This window comes from Bradyrhizobium sp. SHOUNA76 (genome assembly GCF_023006445.1).
Lineage (GTDB): Bacteria > Pseudomonadota > Alphaproteobacteria > Rhizobiales > Xanthobacteraceae > Bradyrhizobium.
In genome coordinates this window covers 1-16,466 of sequence record NZ_JALBHA010000091.1, presented here as the reverse complement: position 1 = coordinate 16,466, position 16,466 = coordinate 1, and the positions used below count along the sequence as shown (strand labels likewise).

General features: G+C 65.9%; 15 protein-coding genes. 3 read left to right on the top strand and 12 right to left on the bottom strand.

The window, feature by feature from the left end:
* The 9 genes from MOV74_RS13415 to ubiE all read right to left on the bottom strand — a co-directional run.
* Nucleotides 1-302, bottom strand: a 302-nt coding sequence (locus MOV74_RS13415; protein WP_246922490.1) for a hypothetical protein, incomplete at its 3' end; no start/stop codon positions are given.
* Between the two features lie 199 nt (nucleotides 303-501).
* On the bottom strand, nucleotides 502-1,224 hold the full coding sequence (locus tag MOV74_RS13410) for a nucleotidyltransferase family protein (protein WP_246922488.1): 723 nt from the start codon (nucleotides 1,222-1,224) through the stop codon (nucleotides 502-504).
* Between the two features lie 118 nt (nucleotides 1,225-1,342).
* Nucleotides 1,343-1,660, bottom strand: coding sequence for a PilZ domain-containing protein (locus tag MOV74_RS13405; RefSeq protein WP_018323417.1), 318 nt, complete (start codon nucleotides 1,658-1,660; stop codon nucleotides 1,343-1,345).
* Nucleotides 1,661-1,746: 86 nt separating this feature from the next.
* Entirely contained in the window at nucleotides 1,747-3,267 is a 1,521-nt protein-coding gene (tsaE, locus tag MOV74_RS13400) for a tRNA (adenosine(37)-N6)-threonylcarbamoyltransferase complex ATPase subunit type 1 TsaE (RefSeq protein ID WP_246922485.1), read from the bottom strand.
* Entirely contained in the window at nucleotides 3,264-5,768 is a 2,505-nt protein-coding gene (locus tag MOV74_RS13395; protein WP_246922482.1) for a PAS domain-containing sensor histidine kinase, read from the bottom strand. The genes tsaE and MOV74_RS13395 overlap by 4 nt, the downstream gene beginning before the upstream one ends.
* A gap of 371 nt (nucleotides 5,769-6,139) precedes the next feature.
* On the bottom strand, nucleotides 6,140-6,598 hold the full coding sequence (gene dut, locus MOV74_RS13390; protein WP_246922478.1) for a dUTP diphosphatase: 459 nt from the start codon (nucleotides 6,596-6,598) through the stop codon (nucleotides 6,140-6,142).
* The gene (gene coaBC / locus MOV74_RS13385) at nucleotides 6,595-8,046 is read right to left on the bottom strand and encodes a bifunctional phosphopantothenoylcysteine decarboxylase/phosphopantothenate--cysteine ligase CoaBC (protein WP_246922476.1); all 1,452 of its coding nucleotides are present in this window, start codon (nucleotides 8,044-8,046) and stop codon (nucleotides 6,595-6,597) included. The genes dut and coaBC overlap by 4 nt, the downstream gene beginning before the upstream one ends.
* A gap of 56 nt (nucleotides 8,047-8,102) precedes the next feature.
* On the bottom strand, nucleotides 8,103-9,677 hold the full coding sequence (gene ubiB, locus MOV74_RS13380) for a 2-polyprenylphenol 6-hydroxylase (protein ID WP_246922473.1): 1,575 nt from the start codon (nucleotides 9,675-9,677) through the stop codon (nucleotides 8,103-8,105).
* On the bottom strand, nucleotides 9,674-10,435 hold the full coding sequence (gene ubiE / locus MOV74_RS13375) for a bifunctional demethylmenaquinone methyltransferase/2-methoxy-6-polyprenyl-1,4-benzoquinol methylase UbiE (RefSeq protein ID WP_246922470.1): 762 nt from the start codon (nucleotides 10,433-10,435) through the stop codon (nucleotides 9,674-9,676). The genes ubiB and ubiE overlap by 4 nt, the downstream gene beginning before the upstream one ends.
* Nucleotides 10,436-10,516: 81 nt before the next feature.
* On the opposite strand from ubiE, the gene mutM reads away from it, so the two are divergent.
* On the top strand, nucleotides 10,517-11,422 hold the full coding sequence (gene mutM / locus MOV74_RS13370; RefSeq protein WP_246922467.1) for a bifunctional DNA-formamidopyrimidine glycosylase/DNA-(apurinic or apyrimidinic site) lyase: 906 nt from the start codon (nucleotides 10,517-10,519) through the stop codon (nucleotides 11,420-11,422).
* A 225-nt stretch (nucleotides 11,423-11,647) separates the two neighbouring features.
* On the opposite strand, the gene MOV74_RS13365 is transcribed toward mutM, so the two are convergent.
* Complete coding sequence (locus MOV74_RS13365; protein WP_246922464.1) at nucleotides 11,648-12,391, bottom strand: ParA family protein; 744 nt, start codon at nucleotides 12,389-12,391, stop codon at nucleotides 11,648-11,650.
* A gap of 304 nt (nucleotides 12,392-12,695) precedes the next feature.
* Nucleotides 12,696-14,054 (bottom strand): peptidoglycan-binding protein, encoded by a 1,359-nt coding sequence (locus tag MOV74_RS13360; protein ID WP_246922461.1) that lies wholly within the window; start codon nucleotides 14,052-14,054, stop codon nucleotides 12,696-12,698.
* Nucleotides 14,055-14,286: 232 nt separating this feature from the next.
* Between MOV74_RS13360 and MOV74_RS13355 the strand changes: the two genes are divergently transcribed.
* Entirely contained in the window at nucleotides 14,287-15,090 is an 804-nt protein-coding gene (locus MOV74_RS13355) for a molybdopterin-synthase adenylyltransferase MoeB (RefSeq protein WP_246922458.1), read from the top strand.
* Between the two features lie 9 nt (nucleotides 15,091-15,099).
* Here the strand turns inward: MOV74_RS13355 and MOV74_RS13350 are convergent, their stop codons facing one another.
* Nucleotides 15,100-16,107, bottom strand: coding sequence for an aldo/keto reductase (locus MOV74_RS13350; protein ID WP_246922455.1), 1,008 nt, complete (start codon nucleotides 16,105-16,107; stop codon nucleotides 15,100-15,102).
* A 113-nt stretch (nucleotides 16,108-16,220) separates the two neighbouring features.
* Between MOV74_RS13350 and MOV74_RS13345 the strand changes: the two genes are divergently transcribed.
* On the top strand, nucleotides 16,221-16,466 hold a 246-nt coding region (locus MOV74_RS13345), incomplete at its 3' end, for a LysR family transcriptional regulator (RefSeq protein WP_246922452.1).

Here is a 16,466-nt window from a genome sequence, read left to right as displayed (position 1 = left end):
GGAATGTCGAGCGGCGTCGCGCCGGAAAACTGCTCGCCTTCATCGGCGAAGGCGAGCTCGTCCTCGTCGATGTCGCCGAGCGCCACGATACGCGGCAGCACCACCGCGTCGGCCTTCATCTCGTCGAGGAAGATCTCGCGGACAACGCGCATCGCGCGGCGGGTCGGCAGGTACAGCGTGACGTCCGCCAGCCGCGCCGGTTCCTTGCGCGCCTCGAATCCCTCGACCAGCCGTCCGTCGAGCAGGCTCGTGACGACCGTGCGCAGGAACGGAACTGAGATGGGAACGCTGAAAACGCGCATGAGCTGCCTGATTCGGGAATCACGGCAATATAGGGAGCCGGGCGCGAATGGTCATGGGCCGGGGCGGGATCTTCCCCGCTGTTTGTCGCTTCGTAGCCCGGATGGAGCGCAGCGCAATCCGGGATTCGTGCCACAAGCGAAAGCGCCCCGGATTGCGCTGCGCTCCATCCGGGCTACGGCACCATCTTCGGGGCGTCGCTTACGCCACGCTCTCCAGGAACGCCTCTTCCGCGGCGTGCACCGCGTCGGGGGTGCCGACATGCATCCAGACGCCGTCGAGGCGCAGGCCGAACAGCCGCTCCTGCTCGTTGGCGCGGTCGAACATCTTTGTCAGCGAGAACTCACCGTTCGGGGCATCCTCGAAGATCGACGGCGACAGGATCGCCGCGCCGGCATAGACGAACGGAACGACCTCTTTTTCCTTGCGCTTGCGCAGGGCGCCATCGGGCAGCATGCCGTAATCGCCGCGGCCGCTATAGCCGATGCTGGTCGCGGTCGGCGCCATCAGGAGCAGAATGTCCATGCGCTCAGGGTCGAAGTTTTCAGCGAGCCGCATCAGGTTCGAGCGTACACCGTCGATCCACAGCGTATCGGAATTGACGTGGAAGAACGGCGCATCGCCGAGCAGCGGCAGCGCCTTGACCACGCCGCCGCCGGTGCCGAGCACCTGGTCGCGTTCGTCCGAGATGGTCACGCGCGGATGCTGGCGCGATGCGGTGTGATCGATGATCTGGTCCGGCAGGTAGTGCACGTTGACCACGGCCTCGGTCACGCCGGCCTGGCCGAGCTTGTCGAGCACGTGGTCGAGCAGGGGTTGACCGGCCACCGGTACCATCGGCTTCGGCATCTTGTCCGTCAGCGGACGCATGCGCAGGCCGAACCCTGCGGCGAGCACCATGGCTTTGGTCGGTTTGACGGACATCCTTCGCTTTCTCAGACCTTTCGCGTTCGCAGCAATCCTAACACGAGGTTCGATCAGCCGCACCGCATCTCAACCGCCTTAACCAGCCGCCGTGACGGTTGTACGACGGGTGTTGCCATCATGCCCCGACGGCTGTGGAACGCGCCTTTTTCTTCTTGTCGCCGAGCTTGAGGAAATTGACGCCGATCTGGTCGCCATTGACCCAAGCTAGCTCGCAGCGCCGGTAGGCCAAGCCGGTGGACGACAGCAGGAGAAAGAACTCTTTCAGATGCAGGCCCTCGACCGAGCCGTCGATGGTCAGCTTGGCGCCGGTTTCGGAGACATCCTCCATGGTGCAGTCGCGCCGCCAGGTGCCGTCGATCCCCATCATCTGGGCCGAAATCCCGCGCTCGAAAACAACCCTGCTGTTGCCGCGCTGGTCCGTCTTTACCGCCATGTGCCCGCTCCAGCCCCGCATTTATTCGGCTGCCTTGCCGCCAGAATACCGACGTCTTGGCTAACAGCCGGTAAATCGGGCCCAAATCAGGCCTGCGGCCGTGGGACGTTGGCGAGATACCAGTCGCGCAAGGCACTCAGCGCCGGATGTGCCAGCGAGCGCTGGAGATAGGTCCAGATCCGCGGCTGGTGACGGAGGTAATGCGGCTTGCCGTCGCGGCGGTTGAGGCGGGCGAAGGTGCCGAGCAGGCGCGTGTTCCGCTGCGCCGACATGATGGCGTAGAGCTCGGCGAAGCCGGCGGCGTCGAAGCCTGCATCGTTCGCGCGGCGTGCTTTGATGTAGCGCGACAGCAGGGTCAGCTCGACCGTCTCGGGCACGTCGATGCGGGCGTCCTGGAGCAGCGAGACAACGTCGTAGGATTGCGGTCCGAGCACCGTGTCCTGGAAATCGATCACGCCGACGCGTTCAATGCCGCTGCGATCCCCGAGCCAGATCAGATTGGGCGAGTGGTAGTCGCGGATGACCCACGTCCTCGGCGCCGCCAGCGGCTTCCTCAGCAGCTCGCGCCACATCGCGAAGAATTCCGTGCGCTTTTCGTCGCTCAGCGGCGCGTTGCGATCGGGCAGGTACCATTCCGGCATCAGGCCGATCTCGATCAAGAGCGCTTCAGCGTCGAAGACCGGGATGTCGTAGCTCTGGCCCGCCAGCGGCAGGGCTTCCGGCAGCGTCTTGGCGTGCAGCGTGGCCAGCACGTCGGTCGCAGCCTCGTAGCGCTCGGCAATCGGCCGCGCCGGCTCGCCCTCGATCACGCCTTCACTGCCGAAATCCTCGGTGATCAGGAAGCCATGGTCGAGATCGGAATGGTGGATTGCGGGCGCCGAGATGCCCTGGGCGCGCAGGCCTTCGTCGATGGCGACGAAGGGCTTTACATTCTCGGCGAGATGCACCGCGGCGCTGTAGGATTTTCCGTTGTACATCGCAGCACCATCAGGGCGCTGCGGGAAGTTCATGAGGATGACGATCTCGTCGTCGCGCAGCAGCCGCGCATAGGAGCGGGTCGAGGCATCGCCGGCCATGCGCTTGCGCGTCGCATCCATGTAGCCCGAGGCGTCGAGGAATTCGCGCAGCAACTTCAGCCGCGCGACTTGCGCGGCACCCTTGCCGTAGCCGGTGATGTCGGCGGCGCGTGCAGTCGAGCCCAACGCCGGCCGATGCGTCAACGCGATGTCGATGCGATCTTTGGGCATCGCCGACGGCGCGCGCTCCGGCCATTCGATCAGCACGAGAGTGGCATCCGGGAGCGGCGACAGCCCGATCTCCTCGAGCTCGCTCTCGTCCTCGACGCGGTAGAGATCGGCATGCATCACCGGAAACGGCGGCAGCTCGTAGCCCTGCACCAAAGTGAAGGTCGGGCTTGGCACCTCCAGCGCGTCGTCGCCGGCGAGGTAGCGGATCAGGCTGCGCGCCGCCGCGGTCTTGCCGGCACCGAGATCGCCGGTGAGGGTGATGACATCGCCGGGGCCGACCAGCAGCGCGAGGTCGGCCATCAATCGCGCGGTAGCCGTCTCGTTGTGAAGCGCGACGGAGAATGTGACGGGTTCAGTCATTCGGCGGCGTCGCGATGCGCCGCCTGGTCGGTCGGGAAGTCGCAGATCACGACCGTGCCCCGGCCGACGATCGAATCCACCCGCACCTTGCCGCCATGCAGCTCGACGAAGGATCGCACCAGCGACAGGCCGAGCCCGGCGCCGCGGTGACGCGAGCCCTGCGAGCGGCTTTCGAACCAGTTGAATACCTTGTCCTTCATGTCGGCAGGTATTCCAGGTCCCGAATCTGTCACGGTGAAGACCACGCTGCGCTCGGTGCGCCGCGCGCTGATGCCGACGGTGGAATCCTGTGGAGAAAACCCGACGGCGTTGGCGAGGAGGTTATAGAGCACCTGCACCACGCGCTTCTCGTCGCCGATGAAGCTGCCGATATCGGGCGCGATCTCGACCTTGAGGCGGATACGGTCGGTCGCGAGGCGGTCCTGGATGCCCTCGGCGGCAAGCTCGATGGTCTTGCTGACGTCGACCGGGCCGAGTTCCAGCTTCATCGCGCCGGCGTCGATCGTGGCGAGATCGAGGATGTTGTTGGTCAGCGCCAGCAGGGCGTTGGTCGATTTGGTGACGTAGTCGAGATATTCGGCCTGCTTCGGCGTCAGCGGCCCGGTCGAGGGATCGCTGAGGAAGTGCGCGAAACCGATGATGGTGGTGAGCGGCGAGCGCAGCTCGTAGGAGACGTGGTGGACGAAATCCACCTTCATCTGGTCCGCGGCCTCCAGCGCCTCGTTGCGTTCGCGCAGCGCACGCTCGACGTTCTCGGTGTCGGTGATGTCCTGGAACGTCAGCATGGTCGCGCCGTCATGCAGCGGCCGGATCATGCCGTCGAGCACGCTGCCGTCCTTGCGTTCCAGCTTCAGCGGAACGTCGGCGCGGCTCTCGATCGAGGTGACGGCCTCGCGGATCTGGCGCCAGACCGCGGGATCGTCGAACAGCTGGTGGCACCAGCCTTCGACGGTCTGGATATGCGGCTCGTCGCGCATGGCATCGCTCGACAGCTTCCACATCCGGACGAAGGCCGGGTTGAACAGTTGCGCCTTGCCGTTGCTGCCGAACACGGCGACGCCCTCGGCGAGGCTGTCCAGCGTCTCGCGCTGGACGCGGATCATGCCGTCGAAGCGGCGGGCGAGCTCGAGGCTCTCGGTGACGTCGTCGAACAGATAGGTGACGCCGCCTTCGGGGTTCGGCGTGGTGACAACCGAGAGCGCGCGGCCGTCGGGCAGATACCAGGTGTCCTTGGTGGTCTCGACCGCGCGATAGGCCTCGTGCAGTTTTGCTTTCCAGGCGCGGAAATCAGGCTGCTCCGGCAGCTTGCGCGCGGCGCGAAGCTGGTCGAGCACGCTGGAATCATCAGGATTGGCGTCGAGGAAGCTGCGGTCGAGGTCCCACAGCCGGCGATAGGAATCGTTGTAGAAGGCGAGCCGGCGCTGACCGTCGAACACGGCCACGCCGGAGGAGAGCTGGTCCAGCGTGCGGCGATGCGCCTCTGCCATCCGCACCAGCGCCGAGCTGAGTGCATCCGCCTCGCTGGCATCGATGGCGACGCCAACGCTGCCGCTGCCGACATTGACGGCGCGCACATCGTAGATTCGGCGCTCGCCGCTGATCACGATCGGCAGCCGCGCGTTGAAATTGGCCGCGTCCTTCAGTCCCCGCTCCATCGCGGTGCGGTCGGCGCTGTCGAGCAGCTCGAGCTTGCGCTCCTGCGCGTCGGTGACGTTGTTCGCCTCGGTGGCACGGACATAGGCCGGGTTGGCGTAGGTCAGTGCGCCGTTCTCGCCCTTGGCCCAGATTGGCCAGGGCGCGGCGGCGGCAAAGCCGCGCAGCATCTCGGTCTCGTCGGAGAGCGCATTGTAGCGCAGATTGGTCTCGGCCAGATCGCGGCGGAGCCCAGAGAGTTCGCGAATCCGGACAATGGCCTGGCCGCCGATAGCGCGGCCGATGGCCTCCAGCGTGTGGCCATGCGCGGTGGTCAGCGTCAGCTGGAACCCGTCGCCGCGGTCGCGCAGTGCATCGACCGCATGATCCATCTGCAGCGCGGGTTCCGGCGGCAGCCAGGTTCCGAATGCGAGCACGCGTTGCGGCGAGGAGTCGCGCGGCAGCACCATGGAGATGTCGCCGGAGATCTGCGCGCGATTGTCGCCGGCCGGCCAGGAGATCAGGATTTGCGGCTCGGCGAACAGCAGCGCGCCGAAACGGTCGGCCTGGAGCTGCAGTTCCCCGATTCGGGCGCGCAGCTGCGCCTCGTTCTTGGCCGTGCGCACGCGCGTGCGCATCAACAGGATCGCGGCCATCACCGAGAAGCCGAGCAGGGCCAGCGCGGTGGCGAGCACCGCGAGTTCCTGCCGGTTGAAATCCAGCATGATGGAGAGGGTGTCGATGATGTCGGCGGCCTCGGCCGGCGCAGCCGGCAGCAGCGCTGCAAGAGCGCCTCCCAACAAGCCGTTGCGCACGAGCGATGTGCACGACAGCAGCGTCCGACGCATCGACACGATCACGCCTGACATAGTTGCCCCAAGATCGCACGGATTTGCGCGCGGCGACCCCCGCCGCGCGCGAATCAAACGACAATACCCTCACCGCGACTCCGCCGGTAAGAGTCCAGATCGTGAACGTAAACGCGGCCCCCTAAAAATGCCGGGCGCGATGTTCCCGCTCACGTCGTTCTTCGGGGTGATTCGGCTGGGATCGCCGTGTGTTAGCGCGTAACGCGGATGCTCGCGCCGCGCGAAAGGTGCGCTCCCTCCCCCGCTTGCGGGGGAGGGTCGGGGAGAGGGTGTCTCCGCGACGAAGGCTCCCCCAGAGGTGAAAACCCTCACCCGCGCCTTCGGCGCGACCTCTCCCGCAGGCGGGAGAGGTGTACCCACGCACAGCTCGGCTAGCGGCCGGTCGAGCCGAAGCCGCCGGCGCCGCGATCGGTGGTCGACAAGGTGGTCACGGGAACCAGCGCGGCTTGCACCACGGGCGCGATCACCATTTGGGCGATTCGCTCGCCGCGCTTGATCACGAAGACGGTTTGGCTGTGATTGATCAGGATCACCTTGATCTCGCCGCGGTAGTCCGCGTCGATCGTGCCCGGCGAGTTCAGCACGGTGACGCCGTGCTTGGCGGCAAGACCCGAGCGCGGTCGCACCTGCGCCTCGTGCCCGGGCGGCAATGCGATCGCAAGCCCCGTCGGCACCAGCGCATATTGGCCGGGTGCCAGCGTGAGGGGTTCGTTGTCAGGAACGGCGGCCATCAGGTCGAGGCCGGCGGCCTCCGCCGTCTGATAGGCCGGCATTGGCAGGCCGTCCGCATGGGCGAGGCGTTGCAGTTCGACAGTGACCTTCGTGCTCAAGATGCCGGCTCCCGGGATTTGTCGCTCACGCTTTTTGCGACATGCGCGACCAGTTCGATGGCGACCTGTTCCTTGGTCATCACCGGCCAGGAATCAACTGCAATCTCGCCGTTCTTCTCGCCGTCCTTGCGGCTGATCAAATGCACGGTGTTGCGGTCGCCGCCCATCACGCCGGTCGCCGGCGAGACGTCGTTGGCGACGATCCAGTCGCAGCCCTTGCGCGCGAGTTTTGATTTGGCATTGTCGATGAGGTGCTCGGTCTCGGCGGCAAAGCCGATCACCAGCGGCGGGCGCTTGTCGGTCAGCTTCGAGATGGTGGCGAGGATGTCCGGGTTCTCGACCAGCTGTAGCGGCGGCATGCCGGCCGAGGTCTTCTTCAGCTTCTGCTCCCCTTCATTGGCGACGCGCCAGTCGGCGACGGCGGCGGCGAAGATCGCGATGTCGGCGGGGAGCGAGGCCTGCACCTGCTCCAGCATCTGCCGCGCCGATTCGACATGCTTCACCGTCACGCCCTGGGGATCGCTGAGCTCGACGGGGCCGCTCACCAGAATCACCTCGGCGCCGGCGGCCTGCGCGGCGGCGGCAATGGCAAAGCCCTGCTTGCCGGAGGAGCGGTTGGCGATGTAGCGCACCGGATCGATCGGCTCGTGCGTGGGGCCGGCGGTGATCAGCACGCGCTTGCCGGCAAGCGGCTTCGGCACCGGCGGCCGCAGCAGCCGCTCGGCGGCTGTGGCGATCTCGATCGCTTCGGACATACGGCCGGTTCCGGCCTCACCGGCTTCCGCCATCTCGCCCGAATTGGGCCCGATCAGCACCACGCCGTCACGCTGGAGCAAGCCGACGTTGCGGCGCGTCGCCGCATTGTTCCACATCAGCGGGTTCATTGCCGGCGCCAGCAGCACCTTGCGGTTGGTCGCGAGCAGGATGGCGCTGGCGAGATCGTCGGCATGGCCGTTCGCCATCTTCGCCATCAGATCGGCGGTGGCGGGCGCCACCACGATCAGATCGCAGTCGCGCGCGAGGCGAATATGGCCGGCGTCGAACTCGCTCTGGGGGTCGAACAGGTCGGTATAGACGCGTTCATGCGAGAGTGCGCTCACGGCCAGCGGCGTGACGAATTGCTGCGCCGCCTTGGTCAGCACGCAGCGGACCTCGACGCGGCGCTCCTTCAGCCTCCGGATCAGGTCGAGGGATTTGTAGGCGGCGATGCCGCCGCCGATGATCAGGGTGACACTGGCCTCGGGAAGGGCGCCGGTGCGCTGGGGCGTGATGGCGGTGGAGGCGGCCGGCGGCGCCGAAAACGGCGTCAGCGGCTCCTCGCGGCCCTCGATCAGCTCCCGCAGGATGACCCGGACCTCTTCCTCGACCGATCTGCGGTTCTTGGCCGAGCGCAGCCGCAGGTAGGTTTTGACGTTGTCGTCCAGTTTGCGGATGGTCAGGCTTGCCATGACGCCCTCCAGCACAGAATGATAGCGATGCTATCACCTACATGATTGCAATGCAATCATAGATTCCGGACGGCGATCAGGATGCCGATGAAGGTCGCGGCAATGATCCAGAGCGCGACGGTGCGCCAGCGGTTCTTGCGGCCCTCGCTGCGGCCCATCGCGGCGATGCTTTCCGGCGACAGCCTGATGCCCTCCCGCGTCATGGTCTCGAGTTGCTCCAGCACCTTCACCGACCGCTCGGCGATCTCCGGCAGGCGCATCAGCACGCGCGCGATGTCTCCGGTCCCGGCGAGCGCCCCTTGCACCCGTCCGATCGGGCCCAGATTGCGCTCGATCCATTCGCGCACCACGGGGTCGGCGATCTTCCAGATATCGAGCTTGGGATCGAAGCCGCGCGCCACGCCTTCGACCACCACCATGGTCTTCTGCAGCAGGATCAGCTCCGGCCGCGTCGTCATGTCGAACAGGCCGGTGACCTCGAGCAGCAACGTCAGCAGCCGCGCCATCGAGATCTCTTCCGCCGTGCGGTTGTGAATCGGCTCGCCGATGGCGCGGATCGCCTGCGCGAAATTCTCGACCGAGTGATGCGCGGGCACGTAGCCCGCCTCGAAATGCACCTCGGCGACCCGGCGATAATCGCGGGTGATGAAGCCGAGCAGGATTTCGGCGAGGAAGCGCCGCTCCTTCATGCCGAGCCGGCCCATGATGCCGAAATCGACCGCGACGAGACGGCCGGCGTCGTCCAGGAACAGATTGCCCGGATGCATGTCGGCATGGAAGAAGCCGTCGCGCAGCGCGTGGCGCAGGAAGCTCTGGATCACCTTGCGGCCAAGATCGGGCAGATCGACCTGTGCCTCCGCCAGGCGCTTGTGGTCGTTCAGCGCGATGCCGTCGATCCACTCCATCGTCAACACGTTGTGCGTGGTGCGATCCCAGTCGACTGTCGGCACGCGGAAGTCAGGGTCGTCGCGCGTGTTCTCCGCCATCTCCGACAGCGCAGCCGCCTCCAGCCGCAGGTCCATCTCCATGGCGACCGAGCGCGACATGGTGTTGATGACCTCGATGAGGCGCAGCCGCCGTGCTTCCGCCGAGTAGGTCTCGGCCTTGTGGGCGACGAAGAAGAAGTCGGAGAGATCGCGGCGGAAGCGCGCGGCCACGTTCGGCCTGAGCACCTTGACCGCGACCGATGTGCGGATCCCGTCGCGCAAGACTTCGCCGCGATGCACCTGCGCGATCGAGGCGGCCGCGACGGGGGGGCCGAAGCTCACGAACACGTCCTTCAGCGGCCGCTCCAGCGACGTCGCGATGGCGAGCTCGGCTTCGTCCTGCGGAAACGGCGGCAGGCGGTCCTGGAGGCTTTCGAGGTCGCGGGCCATGATGACGCCGACGACGTCGGGGCGCGTCGCCAGGAACTGTCCGAGCTTGAGATAAGCGGGGCCCATTCGGGTGAGAGCCCGCGAGATCCGCGGGCCGTGCTTGGTGCCGCGGCGTTCGACCAGGCGCGCCAGCTTCAGCGCGAGCTGTCCCGGCGGCGGCACCAGGCTCGGATCGACCGAGCCGAACACGCCCTCGCGGGCAAACACGAACGCGGCGCGGATCAGGCGCGCAATGTGGTTGAAAGCAGAGATCACAAACGCCAGCCCGAATGCAGTGCGACGATGCCGCCGGACAATGTCTGCCAGCTGACGCGGGCAAAGCCGGCGTCGCGGATCATGTCGGCGAAGGCGTTGGGTTTTGGAAACTTGCGAATCGATTCGACGAGATATTGATAGGACTCGGCATCGCCCGTGATCATGCGGCCGAGCGGCGGGATCACCTTGAACGAGAACAGGTCATAAAGGCGATCGAGCCCCGGCATCTCGACGCTGGAGAATTCCAGGCAGAGGAAGCGGCTGCCGGGCTTCAGCACGCGATAGGCTTCTTGCAGCGCCAGATCGATCCGGGGCACGTTGCGAATGCCGAAAGCGATCGTATATGCGTCGAAGCTGCGATCGGCGAAGCCGAGCGCTTCGGCATTGCCTTCGACGAAATCGACCCGGGTTTCGAGATGCCGTTTGACGGCGCGCTCGCGGCCGACGGCCAGCATGTCGGTGTTGATGTCGCAGACGGTGGCATGGAAGCCGGCACCTGCGGCCTTGGCGGCGCGGAACGAGATGTCGCCGGTGCCGCCGGCCACGTCGAGCAGCGCGAACGGCCGGTCGCTCCTGGGCGGGTCGAGCGCCGTGATCATGATGTCCTTCCAGACCCGGTGCAGGCCGCCGGACATCAAATCGTTCATCAAATCATAGCGCGACGCCACGCTGTGAAACACATCGTTCACCAGCGTCTGCTTGTCCCCCAGGGGGACGTCCCTGAAGCCAAAATGCGTGGTTTCGCCCGGCCGATCCATTACTCTACTCCGCGTGGCGGACCATAGCCTGCCCGCCGCAATGGCGCTATCACACCGCCCTCATAAGGTGAATGCCTGACCATGCCTGAATTGCCCGAAGTCGAAACCGTCCGCCGCGGCCTTCAGCCCGTCATGGAGGGTGCGAAAATCCTCAATGCGGAGGCCCGCCGGCCCGATTTGCGCTTTCCGTTCCAGCCGGATTTCGTGGCCCGGCTCAAGGGCCAGGTCGTCACGGGGCTCGGCCGCCGCGCAAAATATCTCATGGCCGATCTGGCCTCCGGCGACGTGCTCTTGATGCATCTGGGCATGTCGGGCTCGTTCCGTGTCATCAAGCCGGACAACGACGTGCAGCCCGGCGAGTTTCACTATCCGAAGGCCAAGGACTCCGCGCACGACCACGTGCTGTTTCGGATGTCCTCCGGCGCCGACATCGTCTTCAACGATCCGCGCCGTTTCGGTTACATGAAAGTGATCGCGCGCAACGCGCTTGATGAAGAGCCGCTGCTGCGCGGGCTAGGCCCCGAGCCGCTCGGCAACGAGTTCGATGCCGCGATGCTGGCGCGCTCCTGCGCCGGCAAGACCACGAGCCTGAAGGCGGCGCTGCTCGACCAGCGCGTGGTCGCCGGGCTCGGCAACATCTATGTCTGCGAGGCTCTGCACCGCTCGCATCTGTCGCCGCGCCGGATCGCCGCGACGCTGTCGACCAAAGCCGGACAACGCAAAGGCGTTGCCGGGGGCGAGCCGACTGATCACGCCAAACGATTGGTCGGCGCGATCCACACCGTGCTGAACGACGCGATCAAGGCCGGCGGGTCCAGCCTGCGCGATCATCGCCAGACCTCGGGCGAGCTCGGCTATTTCCAGCACTCGTTCAAGGTCTATGACCGCGAAGGCGAGAAGTGCACGACGCCGCGCTGCGGCGGCACGATCAAGCGCTTCACCCAGAACGGTCGATCGACGTTCTGGTGCTCGAAATGTCAGAAGTGAGACGACTGCCGTAGCCCGGATGGAGCGCAGCGAAGCAATCCAGAATCTTTTCGCGGAAGAATTCTGGATTGCTTTGTCGCAAGGGCTCCTCGCAATGACGGGTGGATAGGGCATCCCGCAGAACGCGAAGCGAAGCAATCCGGCCGGGCTCCTGGCCGGATTGCTGCGTCGCTGGGGCCCTTCCGGATGGTGAAGGGCCGACTGCCGTCTGAGCGATCGCCCCGCTCAGGACGCCAGCGTCGTGGTCTCGTCCGCCGAAAGCTCGGTGGCGGCATGCAGCATGCCGTCCGCGCCCGACATGACTTGGTCGATCAGGACACCGGTTGTCGCAGCGAGATCGAGCCGGGCCTCAATCCAGCGCCAGAGGCCGCGGATCTCGTCCGCCGACTTTCCGTTCGGCGCGAATTCGCTGACGGCAAGGCCGCTCGCGAGCGAGTCCTGGTGATCGTTGCGCATCACGATCAGCGGGCGCGCGAGCACCTCGGCGAGATCAAGCGCGGCTTCCTCGGCGAGCGTGTTGGCGGCGTTGTCGATGCGCTGGCCGCGGATCGGCGTCTGGTTCAGCACGAAGCTGTAGGGCCGCTTCCAGGCGCGCGCGATGCTGAGCGTCGAGGTGGTTGCCTCGATATCGGCGACGCTCGGGCGGGCCGGGATCAGGCAGAGATCGGAATGACGGATCGCCGCGGTGGTCGCGGCGCTGAGGCCGGCGGCAGTGTCGACGATCGCGAGTTGCAGGCCGCTGTCGGCCAGCATCTTCAGGCGCGGCGCGATGTCGGCGGCATGGTAGATCGGCTCGACGACGAGATCATCGGCGGCACGGCGGCGCTGCCAGTTGGACAGGGTGCCCTGCGGGTCGGTCTCGATCAGGCGGACGGTGAAGCCGGCCTGCTTGGCCGCGAGTGCGAGGCCGATGGCGAGCGTGCTCTTGCCACTGCCACCCTTTTGGGTGGCCATTACGATCGTGTGCATTTGAAGATCAATCCTTTGGAGTGCTTGGGTCAGGAATACGCCACGCGAACGTGCATCGATCTCGATGCTGAGCTCTTCTCGCTCAGGACGTGCCGGCCCGATCCAAAGGGGATCGCGGAGGTCCGAATCAGCAGTAGCGATGATGGCGGAATAGGGAATGCCAGCTAATCCGTACCATTACTGGACCCGTAGTGGTACGTGTGACGATGCTCGCGGCGTAGTTGATTGGTGCCCCGGACGCAGCGGAGCGGCATGTCATGCCGCACCGCGTCCGGGACACGAGAGCGTGGCGATTTTGGCTGCCCTACTTCCGCACGCAGATCACGCGGACGACGGCGGCTTTCGCATCCGTCGACGTTCCATTCGCCGCGACACCGTTCGCCTTCAGGAAATCACGCACCGCGTCCGCGGATACCATCACGGCCTGCGATGCCGGCACCGATGTCGCGGGTCCCGCCACCATTGCCGGCTTCAACAGCGCAATGCCGGCGAACCTGCCGTCGCCGTCGATCGCCGGACCACCGGAAAACCCGACTGCCGGCGGCGGGGACAGCATGGAATCGCTGCTCCGGACCGGCGCCAGTGCGGCTTTGACGATCGACACGCCGCCCGCGCCGCCCTGACTCTGCGGATCGGCGATGCCGACGACATCCACGTTCGTCTTTGTCGCACCGCCAGCAAGGCTGAACGGCTTCAGGCCGCGTGCGCCGTAGATGTGCAACAGCGCGAGACCGCGCTCCTTGTCATCGGTGAGACGGTCGGCACTGCCATGGCCGGCGATCGTGATCGCGAGGCAGCCGTCGGTGACGAGGCGGTCGGTGACGATCGCGCCGTCGTCACTGACGACGATGCCGGTGCCGTACTCGACGGTCTTGCGCGGCGGCGGCCCGGCCTGCGGCCCGAGCGGAAATGCATTGAAGGCGCTCGACATCGCGATCACGACCGGCTCGACCGTGTTTTCGGTCGCCTGGTCGTAGAGGATCGTCAGGGTGCGGACCTCGTCGCCTTTGAAGCTGCCGCGGACGTAAAACTTCTTCAGACCCTGCAAGCCCGACAGCACGAAGAAGTCGGGTTTCACCACGGTGTAGTCGACCTTGCGACCGGACGGCTCTTTCTCCAGCTCCGCGAGTTTCGCCGTTGTCGGGTTTGCCTCCTTGCGGCGGCTGAGCAGCACCTGAACCGTTCCGGTTGGCGAGGTCCATTTCGAGCCATTGGCGTCGCTCGCCTGCTGCGGCACCAGTTTTGAGGGGATGCCAAGCCGGGCGCCGCTGGTCGGCTCCGTCACGATCTTCCAGCCGACGCTGTCCTGCTTCTTTCGCGCCGTCTCGGCGAGCGCGGCGCGCTCCTGCGGGTTGAGCACGCCGGTCGGCTTGCCGCCCTTGGCCTTCTGGTATTCCTTGATGGCGTTGACCATGCGTTCGCTGACGTCGCCGGTGATGGCGCCATTATACTGGCCGACCCAGGCGAGGTCGGACTGCAGCGACAGCCGCTCTGCTTTTGCCATGGCATCGGCCGTCGCCGACGGCGTCTGCATTGCGGGAGGCTTGACCGGAACGGTCTGAACCGTTTTCGGGGTGGTGCCCGGGATTTGTGGCGCCGTCATCTGGGCGTTCGCGCCTGTGGCAGCCGCAAACATCAAGGTTGCCGCAAGCATCGATCTCATGACAAATCCAACCAGCCCATTGAACGCAATGCCATTGAAGCACATCTCGTTGGTCGCGAACAATGTTGGGGTGGTTCAGGCCGGTGGTCGAGCCGCAGCCAAGTCCTCAGACTGAGGAGCGGCCGCAAGGCCGCGTCTCTAAGGACGGCCCCGGGCGAGATCGGGGCCTGCATGGTTCGAGACGGCGCTTCGCGCCTCCTCACCGTGAGGGGAGGGAGTTGGAAGGACGACGATGCTGAGCCCGGACGAACTCGAACGTTATGCCCGTCATATCGTGCTGCGCGATGTCGGTGGTCCCGGTCAGGCCGCGCTGAAGCGGGCGTCTGTGCTGGTGATCGGGGCTGGCGGCCTTGGTGCGCCCGCTCTGATGTATCTGGCCGCTGCTGGCGTCGGGACGCTCGGTGTGGTCGACGACGACGTGGTGTCGCTGTCCAACCTTCAGCGCCAGGTGATCCATACGACGCCCGATATCGGCCGGCACAAGGTCGAGAGCGCGGCGGAGAGGATCGCGGCGCTCAATCCGCATGTCCGCTTCGTCGGCCATGCCACCTGGCTGAATGCCGACAATGCGCTCAGCCTGATCGGCGACTACGATCTCGTGCTCGACGGCTCCGACAATTTCTCGACGCGCTATCTGGTCTCGGACGCCTGCTTCTTCGCGAAGAGGCCGCTGATTACCGCCGCGCTCGGCACCTTCGACGGCTCGCTGACCACCATCCGCGCGCATGAGACGAACGAGCAGGGCGAATTCAACCCGACCTATCGCTGCCTGTTTCCGGAGGCGCCGCCGCCGGGCACCGTACCGGCCTGCGCGGAAGCCGGCGTCATGGGCGCGCTGGCGGGCGTGCTCGGCTCGATGATGGCACTGGAGGCAATCCGCGAGATCGTCGGTTTCGGCGACGGCCTGATCGGCCGCCTCCTGATGATCGATGCGCGCGCAATGCGCTTCGAAACGCTGCGCTACGGGCGCGATCCGGCCAACCCGCTCAACGGCGACGGGCCTGTGGTCACCGACCTCAACGCCCATCGCACCTGATTGCCGCGGTTACGCCGTGGCCGGGTTCTCGCTGTCGAGATGCGCCATCTGCTCGGCGGCGTAGCGCGTTCCGGATGCGACATCCGGCGGGAACGCTTTTGCCAGCGCAGCGAGATGGGCCTGTGTCAGCGTGAACCGGGTCGCGCCGAGCGCCTCGTTGAGACGGTTGCGAGTTCTCGCGCCGACCAGCGGCACGATTTCCTTACCCTGCGCCGCCACCCAGGCGATCGCGACCTGCGCCGGCGTTGCTCCGACGTCGTTCGCAACCGCGCGAAGCGATTCGACGAGCGCGAGATTGGCATCAAGGTTCGCGCCCTGGAAACGCGGCGTCATCAGCCGATAGTCTCTGCCGGCTTTGCCGCTGTCCCTGGTCCAGTGGCCGCTGATCAGGCCGCGCGCCAAGACGCCATAAGCCGTGATGCCGATGCCGAGCTCGCGGCAGGTCTTGAGGATATCGCGTTCGATGCCACGCTCGATCAGCGAATATTCGATCTGGAGATCAGCGATCGGATGCACGGCGTGCGCGCGGCGGATAGTGTCGGAGCCGACCTCTGACAGGCCGATATGCCTGATGTAGCCGGCCTTCACGAGATCCGCGAGGCAGCCGATGGTCTCCTCGATGGGAATGCTGGGGTCGAGCCGCGCGGGGCGATAGATGTCGATATAATCGGTGCCTAGGCGTTGCAGTGAATAGGCGAGGAAGTTTTTGGTCGCGGCTGGCCTCGTGTCCATGCCGGCGAACTCGCCGGCGGGACCCCGCAGCGCGCCGAACTTCACGCTGATCTGCACCTTGTCGCGTGCGACGTCCTTCACGGCATCGCGCACCAGCATCTCGTTGTGGCCCATGGCGTAGAAGTCGCCGGTATCCAACAAGGTGATGCCGGCATCGATCGCCGCCTGCACCGTGGCGATGGCCTCGCCGCGATCGGCGGGGCCATAGAGATCCGACATACCCATGCAGCCGAGGCCGAGGGCCGAGACGGTGGGACCGGTTGAACCGAGTTTACGCTGTTCCATGATGGCTCTCCTCGAAAGGCGGCTGCTGCGCCGCGTGACGAGGCCAGATTGCGCTTGCTCGATTGCGCCGATAAGCTGGACAATCCGGAATAGCTTGTTCACATTAGAGGACAATGCCGGAGCCCGATTTGCGCGATCTCGATGTCTTCGTGGCGGTCGCCCGCACCCGCAATTTCCGGCGTGCGGCGGGCGAAATTCGTGTGTCCGTGTCGAGCCTTAGCCAGCGGCTGCGAGACCTGGAGGAGCGCCTCGGCGTCCGGTTGATGAACCGCACCACCCGCAGCGTCGCCCTGACCGAGGCGGGCGAACTGTTGCTGTCGCGGGTGGCGCCGGCGCTGCGCGATGTCGGCGATGCGCTC

Bases quoted from the DNA above. Each gene is read 5' to 3' on its own strand.
- MOV74_RS13410 (WP_246922488.1), bottom strand. From the start codon at position 1,224: ATGTCCGTCAAACCGACCAAAGCCATGGTGCTCGCCGCAGGGTTCGGC.
- MOV74_RS13405 (WP_018323417.1), bottom strand. From the start codon at position 1,660: ATGGCGGTAAAGACGGACCAGCGCGGCAACAGCAGGGTTGTTTTCGAG.
- tsaE (WP_246922485.1), bottom strand. From the start codon at position 3,267: ATGACTGAACCCGTCACATTCTCCGTCGCGCTTCACAACGAGACGGCT.
- MOV74_RS13395 (WP_246922482.1), bottom strand. From the start codon at position 5,768: ATGTCAGGCGTGATCGTGTCGATGCGTCGGACGCTGCTGTCGTGCACA.
- coaBC (WP_246922476.1), bottom strand. From the start codon at position 8,046: ATGGCAAGCCTGACCATCCGCAAACTGGACGACAACGTCAAAACCTAC.
- ubiE (WP_246922470.1), bottom strand. From the start codon at position 10,435: ATGGATCGGCCGGGCGAAACCACGCATTTTGGCTTCAGGGACGTCCCC.
- mutM (WP_246922467.1), top strand. From the start codon at position 10,517: ATGCCTGAATTGCCCGAAGTCGAAACCGTCCGCCGCGGCCTTCAGCCC.
- MOV74_RS13365 (WP_246922464.1), bottom strand. From the start codon at position 12,391: ATGCACACGATCGTAATGGCCACCCAAAAGGGTGGCAGTGGCAAGAGC.
- MOV74_RS13360 (WP_246922461.1), bottom strand. From the start codon at position 14,054: ATGAGATCGATGCTTGCGGCAACCTTGATGTTTGCGGCTGCCACAGGC.
- MOV74_RS13355 (WP_246922458.1), top strand. From the start codon at position 14,287: ATGCTGAGCCCGGACGAACTCGAACGTTATGCCCGTCATATCGTGCTG.
- MOV74_RS13350 (WP_246922455.1), bottom strand. From the start codon at position 16,107: ATGGAACAGCGTAAACTCGGTTCAACCGGTCCCACCGTCTCGGCCCTC.